Raw genomic sequence first — 20,718 nt, 5'->3', positions numbered from 1 at the left:
CCTACCCACGTGAAAACTCTCTTTGCTTTCCGGCGCAGACTGGCTACGGCCAGTCTGCTGCTGGCGGGCTTTGCTGTGCTCAGTAGTCAGCAAACCCCTGCGCCCGAAAAAGGCCTCAAGGACTACTACGAAGCCTATTTTCCGGTGGGCGTGGCCGTGGGCCGAGCCCAGCTGCAGGGCCTCGAGACCGAGCTCATCAAGCAGCAGTTCAACAGCATTACGCCGGAAAACGCCATGAAAATGGGCCCGATTCATCCGGAAGAGAACCGCTACTTCTGGACTGATGCTGATGCCATTGTCAACTTTGCGCAGGCCAACAAGCTGCGCGTGCGGGGCCACAACCTGCTTTGGCATGAGCAAACGCCCAAGTGGCTGTTCAAGAATGCCGACGGCTCCCGCGTGAGTAAAGAAGTACTGCTCAAGCGTCTGCACGACCACATTTTTGCGGTGGTGAAGCGCTACAAGGGCAAAATTTACGCCTGGGACGTGGTAAACGAAGCCATTGCCGACAACCCCCAGGAGTTCCTGCGCAACTCGGAGTGGTACCAGATCTGCGGCGACGAGTTCATTGCCAAGGCCTTCGAGTACGCCCACGAGGCCGACCCCAAAGCCCAACTATTCTACAACGACTACAACACCGAGCGGCCCGAAAAGCGGGAGCGGGTGTACAAGCTGCTCAAGCAACTCAAGGACGCCAAGGTGCCGATTGATGGCGTAGGCTTGCAGGGCCACTGGTCGTTGCAGGAGCCCACCGAGCCGGAGCTGCGCGCCGCCCTGGACCAGTATGCCTCCCTGGGCCTGAAAGTGCAGATTACCGAGCTGGACGTGTCCATCTACCCCTGGGAAAAGGAGCGCCGCGAGAAGCGCCCCGGCGAGTCGGATGCCTACACGCCGGAATTGGAACGGCAGCAGGCGGCCCAGTATAAGATGTTTTTCCGGGTGTTCCGCGACTACAAAAACGTGCTGACCGGCGTCACCTTCTGGAACGTGTCGGATAAGTACTCCTGGCTGGATACCTACCCCGTGGCCGGGCGCAAAAACTATCCCCTGCTCTTCGACCAGAACCAGCAGCCCAAAAAGGCTTTCTGGGAAGTCGTGCAGTTCTAGAGCTGATTTCCCACCTGTCATCCTGAGCGGAGCGAAGAACCTTATGGCAATTGAACGATAGTCATTAGAACGGCTCGTTCCAACGTGATAAGGTCCTTCACTCCGCTCAGGATGACAGATTGAACCCACCCGCCCCATGCTCATTCGTTTCCGTCGTTCCGCGCTGCTGAGTCTATTGCTGCTATGGCTGCTGGCTGGTTCCGCCGCTGCCCAGCCCGCCGTCTACGTTTCCGCCAAGAAATCCAGCGGCAGCTTTCCGCTGGCCGTTTCCGGCAAAGCGGCCCCCCTCTACGCCAGCGCCCAAGACTGGCCCGGTGTGCTGCGGGCCGCCCGCGACCTGCAGGCCGACATCAACCGCGTAACCAAGCGCACCCCGGCTTTTACCACCGAAAAACCCAGCGGGAAGGAGGCCGTGCTCATCGGCACCATTGGCAAAAGCCCCCTGATTGACGGGCTGGTGCAAGCTGGCAAGCTGGACGTAGTGGGCGTGGCCGGCAAGTGGGAAGCTTTTGTGCTGCAAGTGGTGGAAAAGCCGCTGCCGGGCGTGGAGCGGGCCTTGGTTATTGCCGGTAGTGACAAGCGCGGCACTATTTTCGGCATCTACGATTTGTCGCAGCAGATGGGCGTATCGCCCTGGTACTGGTGGGCCGATGTGCCGACCCAGCCCCAACAGGCGCTGTACGTAGCAGCTGGCCGCCACACCCAGGGCGAGCCGAAGGTGAAGTACCGGGGCATTTTCCTCAACGACGAAGCCCCGGCCCTTACTGGCTGGGCCAAGGAGAAGTTTGGGGGCATCAACTCCAAAATGTACGTGCACGTGTTTGAGCTGATTTTGCGGCTCAAGGGGAACTACCTCTGGCCCGCCATGTGGGGCAACGCCTTCAACGACGACGACAAGCAAAGCCCCGTGCTGGCCGACGAATACGGCATTGTGATGGGTACTTCTCACCACGAGCCCATGCAGCGGGCCCAACAGGAATGGAAACGCTACGGCAAAGGCCCCTGGAATTACCAAACCAACGAAAAAGCATTACAAGATTTCTGGCGCCAGGGCATCCGCAACATGGGCACCCACGAGAGCATCGTGACCATGGCCATGCGCGGCGACGGCGACGAGCCAATGAGCGAGGACAGCAACATTGCCCTGCTGGAGAAGATTGTAGCCGATCAGCGCCGGATTCTGGCCGAGGAAACCGGCAAACCCGCCGCGCAAACCCCGCAATTGTGGGCGCTCTATAAGGAGGTGCAGGACTACTATGACAAGGGCATGCGCGTACCCGACGACATGACCCTGCTGCTCTGCGACGACAACTGGGGCAACCTGCGCAAGCTGCCCAAACCCGGCGACGCCCCCCGCGCCGGCGGCTACGGCATCTACTATCACTTTGATTACGTGGGCGGGCCGCGCAGCTACCGCTGGCTGAATACCAACCCGCTGCCCCGGGTGCGGGAGCAGATGCACCTAGCCTACGAACACGGCGTCAACCAGATCTGGATTGTGAACGTGGGCGACCTGAAGCCGATGGAGCTGCCCATCAGCTTCTTCCTGGACTACGCCTGGAACCCAGCTACCATCAAGGCCGACCAGGTGGCCGCGTATACGCAGCGCTGGGCCGCCCAGCAGTTCGGGCCGAAACACGCCCCGGATATTGCCGACATCCTGGCCAAGTATGCCAAGTACAATGCCCGCCGCAAGCCCGAGCTGCTCGATGCCAGCACCTACAGCCTGGCTACCGGCGAGTGGGCCACCGTGGTAGCCGAGTACACCCAACTGCGGACCCGCGCCGAAGCCATTGGCCAGCAGCTGCCCGCTTCTCACCACGAGGCCTATTACCAGCTGGTGCTGCACCCGGTGCAGGCCTGCGCCAACCTGAACGAGCTGTATTACACCGTAGCCCTCAACCAGGAAGCCGCCAAAACCAACCAGCCGAACACCAACGCCCTGGCCGAGAAAGCCCGGGCCCTATTTGCCAAGGACGCCGAAATCAAAAACCGCTACCACGCCCTGGCCGGCGGCAAGTGGAACCACATGATGGACCAGATGCACATCGGCTACAACTCCTGGCACGATGAGCCCCGGGACCTGATGCCCGCCGTGGTTACGCTGCCCGCCGGGGCCGTACCGATGCCGGTTGCCGCCCCGGCCCCGCCAGCCAGCGGTACGTACGTGTCGTTGGAGGCGGAGCACTACACCCAGGCCGTTGGCGCTGGCCCCGTTACCTGGCAGCGCCTGCCCGACCTGGGCCGCACGCTGGGCGCGGTAAGCAGCTTTCCGACCACGGCCGCGCCGACTATGGCTCCGGGCGGCAACAGCCCGCATCTGGAGTACCGCATCACGCTCAATCAGGCCGGCCCGGTAGCGGTGCAGGCCTACTTTGCGCCCACGCTGGACTTTACCAACACCACCGGCCTGCGCTACGCCGTGTCCCTGGATGAGGAAGTGCCCCAGATTATCAACCTGCACACCGGCATGAAGCCCGGCGAACATAACCAGATATGGGAGAAGGTGGTGGCCAGTAACATCATTCTCAAAACCTCCCAGCACAACGTGGCCGCGGCAGGTACGCACACGCTCAAATTCTGGCGCATTGACCCCGGTGTGGTGCTGGAGAAACTGGTGGTCAGCACCGGGCCGCTGCCCGCTACCTACCTCGGCCCGCCGCCCACCGGTAAAGCTGCCGGCAAGCGGTAATGAGTTGATGGTGAACAAGCGGAACGTCACGCAAAGCGCAGCGCAGCATCTCGCATGCTGATGTATACTACCACCGCAACGTCAGTCCGCGAGATGCTGCGCTGCGCGCTGCATGACGTGCTGGATAAACTCGACAGACATTCTCATAACCCTGGCCGGCGCTGCGTCGGCCCTACTCCCTGAATCGTCCATCCATCTGAAATCCGAACGAAGGTGAAAAACACGAAACGCAGCCTGTTGCTGGCGGCCGCTTTGGTTGGGTCGCTGCTTAGCGCTCCGGCGGCCTTGGCTCAGTCAATTACCCTCACCAATCCCATTCTGAGCGGCTTCTACCCCGACCCCAGCGTGGTGAAAGTAGGGCCGGACTACTATCTGGTCAATTCCACGTTTTCTTACTTCCCGGGTATTCCGGTGTTCCACAGCCGGGACCTCAAGAACTGGCAGCAGGTGGGCAACGTCATCAGCCGGCCTTCCCAGATGAACTTCCTGGGTGACCGGATGACGCGGGGGCTGTTTGCGCCGGCCATCGACTACCACAACGGTACCTACTACCTCACCTGCACCCTCATCGACCACAAAGGCAACTTCGTGGTGACGGCCAAAAACCCCGCTGGCCCCTGGAGTGACCCCATCTGGCTGCCGGAAGTTAAGGGCATCGACCCTTCGCTGTTCTTCGACAATGACAAGGTCTACGTTATCTACAACAGTGACCCACCCGACAACAAACCGCTCTACGATGGCCACCGCTCCATCAAAATCATGGAGCTGGACCCGGCAAAATTGCAAACTATTGGGGAGGCCAAAATCCTGGTGAATGGGGGTGTGGACCTAAGCAAAAAGCCGGTTTGGATTGAAGGGCCCCACATTATGAAGCGCAACGGCTGGTACTACCTGTACGCGGCCGAGGGCGGGACCTCCGTGAACCACACCGAAGTGGTGTTCCGTAGCAAGTCGGTGCTAGGGCCGTTTGTGCCCTACGAGAACAACCCCATTCTCACCCAGCGCACCCTGCCCCCAAACCGCCCGAATCCCATCACCTCGGCCGGGCACGCGCAGTTCGTGGAAGGCCCCGACGGGCAGACCTACGCCATTTTCCTGGCCGTGCGCCCCTACGAGGGCAACCACTACAACACCGGCCGCGAAACCTTTATTGCGCCCGTTACCTGGCAGAACGACTGGCCCATTGTGAATACCGGCCCCCAGGGCGTCGCGTATTCCTACGCGGCCAAATACCCGGAGGTAAAGCAGTCCGGGGCCCGGGCCCAGAGCGGCAATTTCCGGTACACGCTCACCTTCGAGCGGCAGCTGGACCCCGCCTTGCTGTTCCTGCGCACGTACGATAGCACTATGTTTTCCCTGAGCAAAGCCGCGGGCCTTACTCTCAGGCTCAAGCCCGAAACCTGCGCCGAACCGGGCAATCCGGCCTTCATTGGGAAGCGGCAGCAGCACATGTACTGTACCACCGAAACCGAGCTGAATTTCACGGCGAAATCAGCCAAGGAGAAGGCGGGTTTGGTGGTATTTCAGGACGAGAAACACTTCTATTACCTCTGCAAAACGCTGGCCGATGGCAAGCCGGTGCTGCAGCTGCTCAAGAGCCGCCCCGATGCGGCGGAGCCGGAGCTGCTGGCCCAGGCACCCCTGAAATCTGCCGCCGGCAAGGTGCAGCTCCGCATCACGGCCGCCGCCGATACCTACGGCTTCCAGTTCTCGGAAAACGCCAAAACCTGGACTTCCCTGAAGGAGAAGGTTGATGCGCGCTTCCTAAGTACCCAAACAGCCGGCGGCTTCATCGGCTGTCTGATCGGGATGTACGCCACTTCCTCAGGCGCGCCTACCACCAGTACGGCCGCCTTCCAGTGGCTGAAATATGCCGGTAATGACCCGGTGTACGCTCCGGCCAAGTAGTACGTTTCTTTCCACGCACAAGGCCTGCTACAGACTGGTAGCGGGCCTTGTGCGTAGGCTTAATAGCAAGGCGGCCGTGGCGCCGCCTGTTTACAGGGCGTTTCCGGTGGTTGGCACGGGCCCCGGGTAGTGTGGGCGAGGTACGTGGGGCCGAGAACTGCCCGCCCAATACCAGCGCGGGAACCACCCTAGGCCGCACTCACACCCGCCACAATGTGTGCCTGGTAAGTCTCCAGCGGCCGGCCGTACCGGGCCGTAAAGCGCCGCGACACTTCCGCCAGGAAGTTTTCTACCTGCTCGGGCGCTACCAGGTTGATGGTGCAGCCGCCGAAGCCGCCCCCCATCATGCGGGAGCCAAACACCCCCGGCAGACCGGTAGCCGCCTCCACCAGGGCGTCCAGCTCGGGGCAGCTTACCTCGTAGTCGTCGCGGAGGCCGGCGTGAGAGGCCAGCATCTGCTGCCCGAAGGCTGACAGGTTACCGGCCGTAAGGAAGCTGCAGGCCGCCAGTACCCGTTGGTTTTCCTCCAGCACGTAGCGGCAGCGCCGGTAGGTAACCTCATCCAGCTCAGCCTGGTGCGCGTGCAATTGCTCCAGGGTCACGTCGCGCAGGCTTCCGATGCCCGGGTAGTGCCCCCGGAGCACGGCCACGCCCTGCTCACACTGGCGGCGGCGCACATTGTACTCCGAATCAGCCAGGTTGTGCTTGACGCCGGAGTTACAAAGCACTACCTGCGCTGCCTGGGTGTCGAAGGGGAAATACACGTACTCCAGGGAGCGGCAATCCAGGCGCACCACGTGGTCGGCTTGGCTCATGATGCTGGCAAACTGGTCCATGAGTCCGCACAGAACTCCCGCAAATTCGTGCTCCGCCTTTTGGGCCAGTTGGGCCAGCTCAAGGGGTGGCAACCCATAGCCGTGCAGCTTGTTCAGCGCGTACGCCAGCCCGCACTCTACCGCCGCCGACGAGGATAGCCCCGCACCCATGGGAATAGTACCGCCAAACACGCAGTCGAAGCCCGCTACGGGCAAGCCGCGCTGCTGAAATTGCGCCGCCACCCCCATCAGGTAGTTGGCCCACTGCACCTGCCCCGGCTGCAAGGGCGCAGCCGTCAGCTCCACTTCGTGCCGCTCCTGCTTGTCGAAGGCCAGCAGGCGGAGACGGTTGAGTCCATTGGGAGCCACTGCAAAGTAGATTTCCTTGTTGATGGCGGCCGGCAGCACAAAGCCCTGGTTATAGTCGGTGTGCTCGCCAATGAGGTTCACGCGGCCGGGAGCCCGCACCAGCAGCGCCGGCTCCCGGCCGAACGCATCCTGAAACGCGCCGGCAATGGCTTGAACAAGAGGTTGCATGAGAAAGTCAAAAATGGGTGGGATAAGGTAGGGCAGAGGCAGAGGTCAGGGCAAAAGGCGCACCGGGGGGCGGAATTCGGCTGGCAAAGCCCGGATTAGCCAGGCTTTGCCAGAGAGAAATGGCGGCAAATACCCCGCTTACCGCAGGTCGTAAATGCCCACTGCGTCCATGTCGGTGTACTCCAGATTTTCGCCGGCCATGCCCCAGATGAAGGCGTAGGCCGCAGTGCCGCAGCCAGTATGAATAGACCACGGCGGCGACAGAATAGCTTGCTCGTTGCTGACCCACAGCGGGCGGGTTTCGCTCGGCTCGCCCATCAGGTGCAGCACGCGCTGGTTTTCGGGCAGGTTGAAGTAGAGGTAGGCCTCCATGCGTCGCGTGTGCGTGTGGGAGGGCATGGTGTTCCACACCGAGCCGGGCTTGAGCTGGGTGAGACCCATTACCAGCTGGCAGCTTTGAATCCCCTCGGAGTAGATGTACTTGTAAATGGTGCGTTGGTTGGCAGTTTCCAGGGTGCCCATTTCCACCGGCGTGGCCTCGGCCTGAGTTTTGCGCGTGGTGGGGTAGGGGTGGTGTGCCGGCGCCGATAGCACGTAGTACTTGGCTGCCTCGCCCCCGAACTCCACGCGCTGGGCGCCCTTGCCCACGTACAGGCAGTCCTGGTGGCCCAGCTCGTACACGGTGCCATCCACGGTTACCTGCCCGGGCTGCCCAATATTGAGAATGCCCAACTCGCGGCGCTCCAGAAAATAGCTGGCCTTTAGCTCCTCGGGGCAGGGCAGCAGCACCGGAGTTGCGCCGGGCTGCACGCCGCCCACAATCATGCGGTCATAGTGGGTGTATACCAGCGTGATTTCACCGGCCACAAAGAGGTGGTCAATCAAAAAATGTTCCCGCCGTTCGGCAGTCGTCATGGCCGCCGTTTCACGGGGGCTCACAGCAAAGCGTTGTTCCATAGGTGATGTGGTGATTAAGTGATTTAGTGAGTGAATAGAGGCAAGTCGAAGTGATTGTGAGATAAAACTCACTTAATCACTAAGTCGCTCACTCACCTACCGTCCCATCCAGCCGCCGTCTACGGTGAGGATGGTGCCGTGTACGTAGCTACTGGCTTCCGAAGCGAGGAACACGGTAGGGCCCTTGAAATCATCGGGGGTTCCCCAGCGGCTGGCCGGAATACGGCCCAGAATGCTCTGGCTCCGGTCGGGGTCATTGCGCAGGGCCTCGGTGTTGTCGGTGGCTATGTAGCCGGGAGCAATGGCGTTTACGTTTACGCCGCGGCCACCCCACTCGTTAGCCAGGGCCTTCACTACGCTGCCAATAGCGCCCTTGCTGGCGGCGTAGCCCGGCACATTGATGCCACCCTGAAACGTGAGCAAAGAGGCGGTAAAAATTATTTTGCCCCCGCCCTGCGTCAGCATGCGGCCCCCAATGGCCCGGGCCACCCGGAAGGGCGCATCCAGGTTGATGTTCAGCACCTCGTCCCACAGCTCGTCGGAGTGCTCGGCCGCGGGGGCCCGCTTGATAGTACCGGCATTGTTTACCAGAATGTCAATGCGCGGAAAGTCGGCCAATACCTGCGCTACAAAGGCATCCACCTTTACGCGCTGGCTGAAATCGGCCTGGTAGGCGGTAAACTTCCGGCCCAGGGCCTGCACTTTCTGCTCGGTTTCGGAGCCGCTCAGCGCCATGGTGGCCGAAACGCCGATAATGTCGGCCCCGGCTTCGGCCAGACCCAGGGCCATACCCTGGCCAATGCCTTTGTTGCAGCCCGTTACCAGGGCAATTTTACCAGTCAAATCAAAGAGTGAAGTCACGGGAAAGGAAGCTAGAAGATGAAAAGCCGTCGGGCAACCCCGCCCGGTCGGAAGCAGAAAGGTAGCGCTTAGCAGGCGGCGCGCCTGGGCAAAGGTGCTACACAATCGATTGAAGACGCCGGTAAATTTTTATCCCAGAGTAATTTGCCCAGCCGGCTTAGTTACCAGGCCTGCCGAGTTGATTTTGTAGATGCACTACTTACCACCGTCGGCCATGTACACGCTAGTAGTAGCATGTCAGTCAGTATGCCAAAAATGATAGATGGCAAGTGCATAGGGGAGATTGGGCCAGAAATATTCGTGATAGGTCAAGGAGCTAATCAGTCATCGTGGGTTTAAAAGCTGGAATGAGACAGTAACAGAAGATTTTGGTTTTACACAAACGATTGCGTAATCGGTATCTTCCCTGTAGCTTTGGAAAACTGGGGTCTGGCTGCTGTCTGGCCCGGCCGCTTCCGCTAATTCCCACCACGCTATGCCCTTTTGTTCCCGAGTTTCTCCTTGCCTGCGCACCTGGGCGCAACATCTGACCCTGTTAGCCGGCATTAGTAGCTTGCCCCAACTGGCTCCGGCCCAGTCGAAGGGAGGCGTAAGCCAAACCGTGCAAATGACCGTGCAGCCCGGCAACTCCAAGCTGCTCGTCAGCAAGCACATACAGGGGCAGTTTGCCGAACACCTGGGCCGCTGCATCTACGATGGATTCTGGGTGGACCCCGCCCTGAACGTGCCCAAGCAGGGCCGGATTCGGATGGATGTGGTGCAGGCCCTGCAAAAAATCAAGGTGCCCAATATGCGCTGGCCCGGCGGCTGCTTCGCCGATACCTACCACTGGCGCGACGGAGTGGGCCCCACGGCCCAGCGGCCCAAAATGCTGAACCTGTGGTGGGGCAATGTGGTGGAGGACAACTCCTTCGGTACGCACGAGTTTCTGGAGCTGTGCCAGCTGCTGGGCACGGAGCCCTACCTGGCCGCCAACGTGGGCAGCGGCACGGTGCAGGAAATGGCCAACTGGATGGAATATTTAAACGCCAACGAGGATACGCCCATGGTACTGGAGCGCCGCAAAAACGGCCACCCCGAGCCCTACAAAGTGTCGTGGTGGGGAATCGGCAACGAAAGCTGGGGCTGCGGCGGCAACATGACGGCCGAGTACTACACCGACGTGTACAAGCGCTACGCCACCTTCGCCCACGACTACCCCGGCACCCAGCTCAAGCGCATTGTGAGCGGGGCCAACGGCGACGACGCCCACTGGACGGAAACGTGCATGAAAAACATTCCGCTGAACATGATGTGGGGCCTAACCCTGCACCAGTACACCCTGCCCACCGGCAGCTGGACCGGCAGCAAAGGCAAGGCCACCGGTTTTGGGGAGCAGGACTACTTCAACACCCTGCGCAACGGCCTGCGCATGGAGCCCATTGTGGCCAAGCACGCGGCCATCATGGACAAGTACGACCCCGAGAAAAAGGTGGCGCTGCTGGTAGATGAGTGGGGCATCTGGACGGATGTGGAGGCGGGTACCAACCCGGGCTTCCTGTACCAGCAAAACACCCTGCGCGACGCCCTGCTGGCCGGCACCACGCTCAACATCTTCAACAACCACTGCGACCGGGTGCGGGGCGCCAACCTGGCCCAGGCCGTGAACGTGCTGCAGGCCGTTATCCTCACCGAGAAGGAAAAGATGCTGCTCACGCCCACCTACCACGTATTCGACCTGTATCAGGTGCACCAGGATGCGCAGTACCTGCCCCTGCAGTTCCAAAGCCCCGAGTACGTGCTGGGTGCCGAGAAAATTCCGGCCCTGAATGCCTCGGCCTCCCGGGATAAGAGTGGTGCCGTGCACATTTCCCTGGTCAACCTCGACCCCCACAAAGCCTTGGCGCTGGAAACGGCCCTGCCAGGTGTAAGCTGGAAAAAAGTGTCCGGGCGCATTCTCACCTCCGCCAGCGTCAGCGACTACAACACCTTCGACAAGCCCAACGCCGTGCAGCTGGCCGACTTCAAGGGAGCCCGCAAAAAAGGCGACAACCTGGCCCTGATGCTGCCGCCCAAATCGGTGGTGGTGCTGGAGCTGAAGTAACCGAATGCCGCCGGCCACCGCGCGGGGCGGGGCTGGCCGGCGGCATTCGGTTACTTCTTGGTCCATCCTGCTCATTCACCCGTTGCCTACCCCTGCATGCGTTGCCTGCCCGTTTTTATTGCCCTGCTGTTGCTGAGTACTACCGCCCACGCCGCCGAGCCTGTTCGGGTAGGTAGCCCCAACGGGGTCATCCAGGTTACCGTGGCCCTGGATGCGCAGGGCCAGCCCACCTACGCCGTGCAGAACGGTGGTACGGAAGTGCTGCGCCCCTCCCGCCTGGGCCTCACCCTGGCTACGGCTGATTTGTCGCGGGGGCTGCAGCTGGATAAAGCCGGAAAGGTGGAAACCGTAACGGATAGCTACGTGCTCAGCACCGATAAGCGTGCTCAGTGCCGCTACCGGGCCAACCGGCGCGTTATCCGGTTTCGGGGTGGGAGCGGGCCCCGGCTGAGCGTGATATTTCAGGTTTCCAACGATGGTGTGGCGTTTCAGTATTTGCTGGAAGGCTCCGGCCCACAGGTGGAGCGCCTTACGGCCGAGCACACCTCCTTCCGGCTGCCGGCCGGGGCTCAGGGCTGGCTGCATCCGCAGGCCAAAGCCCAGACGGGCTGGGCCAACACCCAGCCTTCCTACGAGGAGTATTACCAGCAGGGCATTGCGGCCGGTACCGCTTCGCCACTAGGAGAGGGGTGGTCGTTTCCGGCCCTGTTCCGGGCGGGCAACAACTGGCTACTGCTTACCGAGGCCGGCCTGGGCCGCACCTACTGCGGTAGCCACCTGGCCCACCAGTCGCCGGAAGGGGAGTACACCGTTGCCTTTCCCCAACCCGCCGAGCGCACCACCGCCACGGCCCCCATACTGCCCGAAAGTACGCTGCCCTGGCGCACGCCCTGGCGCGTTATCGTGGTAGGCAGCACGCTGGCCCCCATCGTGGAGTCGACGCTGACCACCGACCTGAGTGCCCCGGCCCAAACGCCGGTGTCGGTGGCCGGGCCGGGCAAGGCGTCCTGGTCCTGGGTGCTGCTCGGCGACAATAACACCACCTACGAGGTGCAGCGCCGCTTTATTGAGTACGCGGCCCGCATGGGCTGGCGCTACTGCCTGGTTGATGCCCTCTGGGACAAGCAAATTGGCTACGATAAAATGGCCGAGCTGGCCCAGTATGCCCGCAGTAAAAGCGTGGAGCTACTGGTGTGGTACAACTCCAACGGCAGCTGGAATCAGGCACCTCAAACCCCGGCCAACAATATTCTGTTCGAGGCGGAACGGCGGCGGCAGGAATTTGCCCGCATCCGCAAAATGGGCATTGCCGGCGTCAAAATCGACTTCTTCGGCGGCGATGGGCAGTCGTTTATGAACTACTACCACGACCTGCTGACCGATGCTACGGCCGCCGGCCTGCTGGTCAACTTCCACGGCACCACCATTCCGCGGGGCTGGAACCGCACCTTCCCCAACCTGATGACCGTGGAGGCCGTCCGCGGCTTTGAATTCCTCACCTTCGACCAGGCCAATACCGACCAGGAGCCCACCCACTGCGCTGTGCTGCCCTTCACCCGCAACGCCGTGGGGCCCATGGATTTCACGCCCATGTGCTTTTCGGAAATTCCGGGCAAGCAGCGCCGCACTTCCAACGCGTTTGAGTTGGCCCTGTCGGTGCTGTTTCAGTCGGGCATTCAGCACTACGCCGAAACCGACGAGGGCATGGCCCGGCAGCCCGCCTTTGTGCAGGACTTCGTGAAAAACCTGCCCCCACGCTGGGCTGATGTACGCTTTCTGGAGGGTTTTCCCGGGCAGTACGCCGTGCTGGCCCGCCAGTCCCCCAATGGCAGCTGGTACGTAGCCGGCATCAATGCCACCGACCAGCCCAAAACCATCCGGGTAGACTTGAGGAAGCTGGGGGGCAAAGGCGGTACCCTGATTTTGGATGGCGCCACTAACCGTAGCTTTGACACCCGGGCCGTAACGGAGCAGGTGGTGAGCCTGACCCTGCCGGCCTGGGGTGGCTTTGTTGTGCAGCCCCGGTAGTGTGCCTGGCGTGCTCAACTGCGGCTGCAACGTGTATTCTTTCTACTTCCTTTCCACATGAACCTAGTACGCTCCTTTTTGGGCGCGGCCCTGCTCACGGCTGGCTACCTGCCCGCCGCCGCCCAGGCCCGCCACGAATATCTGCTGACCACTAACTGGAAATTTACCAAGGGCGAGGTGGCCGATGCTGCCAACCCCGGCTTCAACGATGCTAAGTGGCAGACCGTGAGTGTGCCGCACGATTGGGCCATTTACGGGCCGTTCAGCCCCCAGAACGACCTGCAGACGGTGAAGATTGAGCAGAACAACGAAAAGGAAGCCAAAACCAAAGCGGGTCGTACCGGTGGGCTGCCCTTCATTGGCACGGGCTGGTACCGGCGGCAGTTGCAGGTGCCGGGCTTCGGGGCCGGGCAGCGGGCTGTGCTGGTGTTTGATGGGGCCATGAGCGACGCGCATGTGTTCGTGAACGGCCGCGAAATGGGCGCCTGGCCCTACGGCTACAACTCCTTTGCCGTGGACATTACCGAGGCAGTGAAGCCCACCGGCGACAACGTGCTGGCCGTGCGGCTGCAAAACCTGCCGGAACAGTCGCGCTGGTACCCCGGCGCGGGCCTCTACCGCAACGTGCACCTCATCGTGACCAATGAGGTGCACATTCCGGTGTGGGGTACTTACCTGACTACGCCCACCATTACGCCGGAGTACGCCAAGGTAAAGCTGCGCACCAAAGTGGCCACGCCCGGCAACGCCTTCCAGCCCCTGCGCCTGGAAACCGACATTCGGGACGCCGGCGGCAAGGTGCTGGCCACCGTGTCTACGCCCCTCACCGCTACCGATGGGCAGGAGTTCGAGCAGAACCTAGTGGTGCCCCAGCCCCGGCTTTGGTCGCCGGAAACGCCGGTGCTGTACGCGGCCACGTCGCGGCTGTATGCTGGTGACGTGCTCAAGGATGAGTTTACGACGCCTTTCGGTATCCGCTCCTTCAGCATAGAGGCGGGCAAGGGCTTCGTGCTGAACGGGGAGCCGCGCAAGTTCAAGGGTGTGTGCAACCACCACGACCTGGGCCCGCTGGGAGCGGCCATCAACGTAGCGGCCCTGCGTCGCCAGCTCACCCTACTCAAAGACCTGGGCTGCGACGCCATTCGCACCTCGCACAACATGCCCGCCCCGGAGCTGGTGCAACTCTGCGACGAAATGGGCTTTCTGCTGATGGTGGAGTCATTTGATGAGTGGAAAACGCCCAAAGTCAAGAACGGCTACAGCCGCCTCTTTGATGCCTGGGCCGAAAAGGACCTGGTGAACATGGTGCACCGCGACCGGAACCACCCGTCCGTCATCATGTGGAGCATCGGTAACGAGGTGCCCGACCAATGGGCGCCGGGCGGCAGCAAGCTGGCCAAGCGCCTGCAGGATATTGTGCACCGCGAAGACCCCACCCGCCCCGTAACGGCCGGCATGGACCAGTTTGATGCCGCCGTAAACAATGGATTTGCGGCGGTGCTGGATGTGCCCGGTTTCAACTACAAGCCCCACCGCTACCCGGAGGCTCAAACCAAGCTACCCCAGGGCTTTCTGCTGGGCTCCGAAACCGCTTCCACGGTGAGCAGCCGCGGGGTGTACAAGTTTCCGGTAGAAAAGGCCAAGGACAAGCGCTACCCCGATAACCAATCCAGCTCCTACGACCTGGAAGCCAGCAACTGGTCGCAGACCCCCGATGAGGAATTTGCCGCCCAGGATGAGCTGGCTTATACCCTGGGCGAGTTTGTGTGGACCGGGTTCGACTATTTGGGGGAGCCCTGGCCCTACGATGAAAGCTGGCCTTCGCACAGCTCCTACTTCGGGATTTTGGACCTGGCCGGGCTGCCCAAAGACCGGTTCTACCTCTACCGGGCCCGCTGGAACCCCACCCAGCCCACCCTGCACTTGCTGCCCCACTGGACCTGGCCCGGCCGCGAAGGCCAGACCACGCCGGTGTTCTGCTACACCAACTACCCCTCGGCTGAGCTGTTTGTGAACGGGGTCAGCCAAGGCCGCCAGACCAAAGGCCCTTCCAGCCAGCCTCAAACGCGCTACCGTCTTATGTGGAACGAGGTGAAATACCAGCCTGGCAGCATCAAAGTAGTAGCCTACGATGCCGCTGGCAAGGCCGTGGCCGAGGAGGAAGTGCACACCGCCGGCAAGCCCCACCACATCCGCCTGCTGCCCGACCACCCCATCCTCACGGCCGACGGCCAGGACCTGGCCTACGTGACGGCCCGTGTGGAAGATGCCCAGGGCAACCTCTGCCCCGAGGCCACCAATCAGCTGCAGTTCAAGGTAAAAGGCGCGGGCAAGTTCCGGGCCGTGGCCAACGGCGACGCCACCAGTCTGGAGCCGTTTCATCAGCCCCAAATGCACGCCTTCCGGGGCCTGCTGGTTGCCACCGTACAGGCCACCGACAAGCCCGGCGCCTTACAGCTCACAGCCGCAAGCAAAGGCCTGAAGAGCGCCACCGTGCAACTGACCACTCAGGCCAAGTTGGTAAAATAGCCAGCGGCTTACATACCTGAAAAGGGCTTCCTGCTACCAGGAAGCCCTTTCTTGTTCGTGAAAATCTCAAAAGCTACTTGCCGGCCAACTGGCTCGTTACCTCAGGGGCAAGGGGGGAAACGGCCGGGCCAAAGTAGCTGAGCAGGCGGCCATCGGCGCTGATGAGGTACTTGGAGAAGTTCCAATCGGGGGCCTGGTCGTTCCAGCCGTTGCGGCGGGCATCCGTGAGCCACTGGTACACGGGATGCTGCTGGGGCTGCTTCACTACCACGCTCTTCTTCATCAGCGGAAAAGAAACCCCAAAGTTGACCTGGCAAAACTGGCTGATGGTGTGGTCATCATCCTTTTCCTGCTCCTTGAAGTCGTTGGCCGGAAAGCCCACCACCACCAGCTGTCCGGCGTACTGCTCCTGCAGTTGCTGCAGCTCTTGGTATTGGTTGGTGTAGCCGCAGTTGGAAGCCGTATTCACCAGCAGCACCTGCTTGCCCTGCAGCTCCTCAAACGGCAGCGCCTGCCCGGTGTTGAGAGTGCCGGTCAGCTCGTAAAACGAGGCGGGCGGGGGCGTGGCGTGCTGGGCCTTCAGCACTCGGCCCTTGCTGCTGGATTTGGACAGGCGCATGATGAGCGGGTACAACGCGCCCATGATTTTCTGGCGGAATGAAGCCATATGCAAACAAAAATGGAGGTGACAACCAAGGTAGGTGAGGGCCCCAAATACCTAATTCGGCCCCGAAATGTTTTGCCGGGCGCTGCGGTGCAAAAGTAGTACGGTAGGGTACATAGCGACGACAGAAGCCCTGCCTAGATGCCGCGCCGAGCAGCCCGGAACAGCCGGAAAATTTCCTGAAACTGCCGGATGTTGCCATAAGGTGCTCCGGCGCCTCAGTCTGTAGCCTCCTGGGTTGTTGTGAAGCCCCTAAAACGGGCCTAACCGCTGCCTGGGTGCCCGGTGGCCTGCATGTTCCGCTTGGCCCGTGGCAGCCGGCTGTTACCTTTACAATTCAGGCATTTTAACTGGTACCGGGTGAATTACCTTCTGTTTGTGGATACGGAAACTACCGGCCTGCCCCGGCGCTGGCAGCAGCCCTATTCCGTTGAGCAGAACTGGCCCCACATTGCCCAGCTGGCCTGGCAGCTCTACACCGAAGCGGGGGAGCTGGTAAAATCCGAAGAGGCTTATCTGTCGGTACCGGCCGGCAGCATGACTGCCGCCTCCCAGGCCATTCACGGCCTCAGCCCTGATTTTCTGGCCGCCCAGGGTCAGCCTGCTGAGCAGGTACTGCGCCGCTTTCTGGCCGATGTGCAGCAGTACCGGCCCCGACTGGTGGGCCACTTTCTGCAGCTGGATTTCCATATGCTGGGCGCGGCCTTCTGGCGGGCTGGGCTACCCAACCCCTTGCCCGGCCTGCCGCAGTTCTGCACTATGCAAAGCACCCGGCTGCTGCCCTTCAGGCCCGCTAACCGCGCCCTACGCCTGGCCGAGCTGTACGCGCTTCTGTTCCAGGAAGCTATGCCGCGCCTGCACGATGCCAGCACGGACGCGGCGGCCACGGCCCGTTGTTTTTTTGAGCTGCGCCGCCAGGGTATCATTTCCGATGCGGTGCTAGCCGGCCAGGCCCCGCTTACTGAGCCCACTGGCTCCGGGCCGCTCACCGGCTGGGGCCGGCTGCTCCAGACCCTGTTGGGTACGTTAAGTGTACTTACTGGCTGTAACTGACTGATTTCATGGAAGACCGACTTGCTATCCTGCGCCGCGTGGCCCCGTTCAATTTGCTGCCTCCCGAGGTGCTCAGCGGCCTCACGGGCCTGCTGGTGGAAGTGCAGCATCCCCGCGAGCAACTCCTGTACCAGCAGGATGCCACCAAGCTCCGCCACCTCGATATTGTGGTGGAAGGGGCCTACGAAACGTTCTTTCTCGACAGCCAGCAACTCAAACGCCTGCCCGAGGAGTACGGGCCCGGCACCTGCTACGGGGGCATGTCCATTCTGCTCAACCGCAAACGGTCGTTGCGCACGGTGGTAGTGCGCAAGGGTACCCGCGTGCTGCAGCTGCCCCGCCGTGATTTTCGGGCGCTGTGCCTGGCCTACGAGCCGTTCTTTCACTACTTCACGGCCCGCTACGGGGAGCGGATGCTCAACGAGGAGTACGCCAACTTTGTGAAGGCCGTGGCCCCGCCCGAGCAGAACTTCCTGGTGGCCGACCAGCTGTTTTCCCGCCGCATCAACACCATTGAGGTGCGGGAGTTGGTTACCTGCCCGGCCCAGCTGCCCATTTTTGAGGCGGCCCGGCGCATGGCCGCCGCCAAGGTTAGCTGCCTGTTCCTGACGGATGAGCACACGGAAGAAATTATCGGCTACTGCACCGACATCACCCTGCGCGACACCGTGGTGGCCCAGTGCCTGGATGCCCGCCGCCCCGTGGCCGAGGTGGTGGCCACGCCGTTGGTGTCCATTAACCGCGGCGCCTTTGTGTATGAGGCCATCCTGCGCATGTTCCAGACCAAAACCCGCTACCTGCTGGTGGAGGAAAACGGCCGCTACCTGGGGTTTCTGAGCCGCAACAAGCTGCTCTCCGATTTGGCCCAGTCACCATTCATGTTCATTCAGGCCGTGAAGCTGGCCCAGAGCACCCGGGAGCTGAAGCGGCGCTGGGAAATGGTGCCCGACATCGTGAACCAGCTGCTGAGCCGGGGCGTGAAGGCCGACATCGTAAACCAGGTCATCACCACCGTGGCTGATACCGTGGCCCGCAAAGTCATTGAAAATGTGCTGGCCGAGATAGGGGAGCCCCCGGCCCGGTTCGTGTTTATGGTGCTGGGCAGTGAGGGCCGGCAGGAGCAAACTCTGCTCACCGACCAGGACAATGCCATCATCTACGAGGACAAGGCCAACGAGCAGCGGGAGCTGGTGCGGGCCTATTTCCTGCGCTTTGCCACCGCCGTATCCGACGAGCTCAACCACATTGGCCTGCACTTCTGCACCGGCGGCTTTATGGCCAAAAACCCTAAGTGGACCCACTCCCTCTCGCACTGGAAGCGCAATTACCAGCAGTGGATGAGCGAGTCGAACCCCGAAACGGTGATGCAGTTCGCCACCTTCTTCGACTGCCGCTACCTCTACGGCGAGGAAAGCCTGATGCAGGAGTTGCAGGGGTTTCTGCACCAGGAGCTGGCCCAACCCCTCGACCGGTTTCTGTTCTACATGGCCAAAAATGCCCTGCAGTACGAGCCGCCCCTCACGTTCTTCCGCAACATCCGCACCTTTGAGCAGGCCGGCCAGCAGGTGTTCGATTTGAAGAAGGCCATGGCGCCCATCGTGGATTTGGTACGCGTGTACGCCCTGCGCCACCAGATTTTCCAGACCAACACCGGGGAGCGGCTGGCCCGCCTGCGGGAGCTGGGCGTGTTCAAGGACAAGGAAGCGCAGGAGCTGCTGCAGGCCTACTATTACCTGATGGGTATGCGCCTGCAGAAACAGGCCCGCCAGATTATCCAGGACCATACCGCGCCCACTAACTACCTGGACCCCCACACCCTCACACAGGTAGAGCAAGTAACGCTCAAGGAGATTTTCAAAATCATCGGTGACTTCCAATTGAAAATCAAGGTGAGTTTCGCCAAAACGCTGTAACTCCTTCGCCCTGTTCGCGCTATTGAGTTTGTACCCGGGCCCGAACCCTGGTTATGCGCGCTAGCTAGGGCTACTGATTAGCTGGAATGATAAATAGTGGAATCTACTTTTTCTTCCCACCGCTACGCGTATCTTGCTAGTTCCTTTTCAGCCCCTTCACGCCTTTCCGAAGATGAAAAAACTGTTACTATCCTTGGCCGGCTGCCTGGCTTTCGGTCTTTCGGCTCAGGCCCAATGGGTGCTGCAGCCCTTTTCCTTTGCCCCCGCCGACAACCTGGCCCTGCTGGATGCGGTGGATGCCAACACCGCCTGGGCCCTGTCCGATGGATACTTTTCCCGCGAATACACCAACCAGGTAGCCCGCACCTTCGACGGCGGCCAAAACTGGACCGTGCTTACCGTGGCTCAGGTAAATACCAACGAAGAAGGCATTGAGGCACTGTCGGCCGTAAGCGCCGCTACCGCCTGGATAGCTACTCTGGGCGATAACGGCGGACGGGTACTCAAAACCACCAACGGCGGCAGTACCTGGACGGTGCAAAGCACGTCGGCCATGTTCAGCGGGCCACGGAGTTGGCCCAACGCCATCCACTTCTTCAATGCCAACGACGGGGTGGTAATTGGTGACCCGGCAGTGCGTAACGAACCGACTGCACGCAACGAAGCTATGGAAATCTACTACACCTCAAATGGTGGCACCACCTGGACGCGTTCAGCCAACGTTCCCATCGGCACGGCTAATGAGTTTGGCACCCTGACGCTGCCAGCAGTAGCGGGCAATTCCATCTGGTTTACTAATGATGAGGGTGACATCTTCCGCTCCACCGACAAGGGCGTTACCTGGGCCGTTACTCGGGGCGTTGGTTCCCGCGAAATCGAGGCCCTGGCTTTCCGCGACGAGCAGAACGGACTTGCCCTGATTTCCGACGATGCCACCAACCACACGCTCTTCCGCACCACTGATGGGGGCGTAACCTGGAGCCGGCTCAGCTACACCGGCCCCCTGCGCGGGTTTGCCCTCGATAATATCCCCGGTACCAGCAACTACATTTCAGTCGGCATCAACTTTAGCAATTTTACCAAAAGTGACGCGGGCTCCTCCTACAGCCGCGACAATGGCCAGACCTGGACCAGCATCGAAACCAACATCAACCACTTCAACGTGGACGCCGCCGGCCCCACGGCCGTCTGGACCGGGGCCATTGATGCCGATGCAGCTGGCAAGCCCTTTGGTATAGGTGCCGCCCGCCTCACCAGCACCGTGTTGCCCACCCGCGCGGCTACGGCCGTGCTCGGAGCCAGCGTGGCTCCTAACCCCAGCGCCAGCGGCCAGTTCCGGGTGCAATGGCCCGCCGCTGCGCACACCGGTACTATCACCGTAACGGTAGCCGATGCTCTGGGCCGGGAAGTGCAGCGCCGGAGCCTGGAGGCTGCCCGCGCCAATGAGCTGAGCCTGGATCTGAGCAGTGAAAAAGCCGGGGTGTACCAGGTTACCCTGACCTCGGCAGCCGGCGTAAGCCGCTTCCGCGCCCAGGTGCTGTAGTACCGTACTCCAGCCCCATAAAAAGCCG

The 20,718-nt window shown here is 61.4% G+C and carries 13 protein-coding genes; 9 read left to right on the top strand and 4 right to left on the bottom strand.

Annotated features, from left to right (window positions below):
• Positions 1-9 precede the first annotated feature (9 nt).
• The 3 genes from ABIB60_RS08135 (at position 10) to ABIB60_RS08125 (ending at position 5,707) form a co-directional block, all read left to right on the top strand.
• On the top strand, positions 10-1,107 hold the full coding sequence (locus ABIB60_RS08135) for an endo-1,4-beta-xylanase (RefSeq protein WP_502915113.1): 1,098 nt from the start codon (positions 10-12) through the stop codon (positions 1,105-1,107).
• Between the two features lie 136 nt (positions 1,108-1,243).
• A complete protein-coding gene (locus ABIB60_RS08130; RefSeq protein ID WP_354579038.1) occupies positions 1,244-3,799 on the top strand; it encodes a glycosyl hydrolase 115 family protein in 2,556 nt (851 codons plus the stop codon).
• A 213-nt stretch (positions 3,800-4,012) separates the two neighbouring features.
• A complete protein-coding gene (locus tag ABIB60_RS08125; protein WP_502915112.1) occupies positions 4,013-5,707 on the top strand; it encodes a glycoside hydrolase family 43 protein in 1,695 nt (564 codons plus the stop codon).
• 188 nt (positions 5,708-5,895) lie between these two features.
• On the opposite strand, the gene galK is transcribed toward ABIB60_RS08125, so the two are convergent.
• The 3 genes from galK to kduD form a co-directional block, all read right to left on the bottom strand.
• A complete protein-coding gene (gene galK / locus ABIB60_RS08120) occupies positions 5,896-7,059 on the bottom strand; it encodes a galactokinase (protein WP_354579037.1) in 1,164 nt (387 codons plus the stop codon).
• Between the two features lie 138 nt (positions 7,060-7,197).
• Positions 7,198-8,016: a 5-dehydro-4-deoxy-D-glucuronate isomerase gene (gene kduI / locus ABIB60_RS08115; RefSeq protein WP_354579035.1), complete on the bottom strand. Its 819-nt coding sequence runs from the start codon at positions 8,014-8,016 to the stop codon at positions 7,198-7,200.
• Positions 8,017-8,112: 96 nt separating this feature from the next.
• On the bottom strand, positions 8,113-8,877 hold the full coding sequence (gene kduD, locus ABIB60_RS08110) for a 2-dehydro-3-deoxy-D-gluconate 5-dehydrogenase KduD (RefSeq protein WP_354579034.1): 765 nt from the start codon (positions 8,875-8,877) through the stop codon (positions 8,113-8,115).
• A gap of 475 nt (positions 8,878-9,352) precedes the next feature.
• On the opposite strand from kduD, the gene ABIB60_RS08105 reads away from it, so the two are divergent.
• From ABIB60_RS08105 to galB, 3 genes are all read left to right on the top strand, one after another.
• Positions 9,353-10,960 carry an alpha-N-arabinofuranosidase gene (locus ABIB60_RS08105; protein ID WP_354579032.1) on the top strand — a complete coding sequence of 536 codons (1,608 nt, stop codon included), beginning with the start codon at positions 9,353-9,355 and terminating at the stop codon, positions 10,958-10,960.
• Positions 10,961-11,056: 96 nt separating this feature from the next.
• On the top strand, positions 11,057-12,988 hold the full coding sequence (locus ABIB60_RS08100) for a glycoside hydrolase family 97 N-terminal domain-containing protein (RefSeq protein WP_354579030.1): 1,932 nt from the start codon (positions 11,057-11,059) through the stop codon (positions 12,986-12,988).
• Between the two features lie 57 nt (positions 12,989-13,045).
• Entirely contained in the window at positions 13,046-15,517 is a 2,472-nt protein-coding gene (galB, locus tag ABIB60_RS08095) for a beta-galactosidase GalB (RefSeq protein ID WP_354579028.1), read from the top strand.
• A gap of 73 nt (positions 15,518-15,590) precedes the next feature.
• Here the strand turns inward: galB and ABIB60_RS08090 are convergent, their stop codons facing one another.
• A complete protein-coding gene (locus ABIB60_RS08090; protein WP_354579026.1) occupies positions 15,591-16,184 on the bottom strand; it encodes a glutathione peroxidase in 594 nt (197 codons plus the stop codon).
• Positions 16,185-16,541: 357 nt separating this feature from the next.
• Between ABIB60_RS08090 and ABIB60_RS08085 the strand changes: the two genes are divergently transcribed.
• The 3 genes from ABIB60_RS08085 (at position 16,542) to ABIB60_RS08075 (ending at position 20,690) form a co-directional block, all read left to right on the top strand.
• Positions 16,542-17,234, top strand: a complete 693-nt coding sequence (locus ABIB60_RS08085) for a 3'-5' exonuclease (protein ID WP_354579025.1) — start codon at positions 16,542-16,544, stop codon at positions 17,232-17,234.
• Between the two features lie 8 nt (positions 17,235-17,242).
• Entirely contained in the window at positions 17,243-19,147 is a 1,905-nt protein-coding gene (locus tag ABIB60_RS08080; protein WP_354579024.1) for a DUF294 nucleotidyltransferase-like domain-containing protein, read from the top strand.
• A gap of 172 nt (positions 19,148-19,319) precedes the next feature.
• Positions 19,320-20,690, top strand: coding sequence for a VPS10 domain-containing protein (locus ABIB60_RS08075; protein ID WP_354579023.1), 1,371 nt, complete (start codon positions 19,320-19,322; stop codon positions 20,688-20,690).
• Positions 20,691-20,718 lie beyond the last annotated feature (28 nt).

The sequence above is a fragment of the Hymenobacter sp. UYP22 genome (genome assembly GCF_040547285.1).
Taxonomy (GTDB): Bacteria; Bacteroidota; Bacteroidia; order Cytophagales; family Hymenobacteraceae; genus Hymenobacter.
The sequence above is the reverse complement of the archived record's forward strand: the minus strand, read 5'-3'. Positions and strand labels throughout refer to the sequence as shown.

Bases quoted from the DNA above. Each gene is read 5' to 3' on its own strand.
- ABIB60_RS08130 (WP_354579038.1), top strand. From the start codon at position 1,244: ATGCTCATTCGTTTCCGTCGTTCCGCGCTGCTGAGTCTATTGCTGCTA.
- ABIB60_RS08080 (WP_354579024.1), top strand. From the start codon at position 17,243: ATGGAAGACCGACTTGCTATCCTGCGCCGCGTGGCCCCGTTCAATTTG.
- galB (WP_354579028.1), top strand. From the start codon at position 13,046: ATGAACCTAGTACGCTCCTTTTTGGGCGCGGCCCTGCTCACGGCTGGC.
- ABIB60_RS08100 (WP_354579030.1), top strand. From the start codon at position 11,057: ATGCGTTGCCTGCCCGTTTTTATTGCCCTGCTGTTGCTGAGTACTACC.
- kduI (WP_354579035.1), bottom strand. From the start codon at position 8,016: ATGGAACAACGCTTTGCTGTGAGCCCCCGTGAAACGGCGGCCATGACG.
- galK (WP_354579037.1), bottom strand. From the start codon at position 7,059: ATGCAACCTCTTGTTCAAGCCATTGCCGGCGCGTTTCAGGATGCGTTC.
- ABIB60_RS08090 (WP_354579026.1), bottom strand. From the start codon at position 16,184: ATGGCTTCATTCCGCCAGAAAATCATGGGCGCGTTGTACCCGCTCATC.
- ABIB60_RS08105 (WP_354579032.1), top strand. From the start codon at position 9,353: ATGCCCTTTTGTTCCCGAGTTTCTCCTTGCCTGCGCACCTGGGCGCAA.
- ABIB60_RS08075 (WP_354579023.1), top strand. From the start codon at position 19,320: ATGAAAAAACTGTTACTATCCTTGGCCGGCTGCCTGGCTTTCGGTCTT.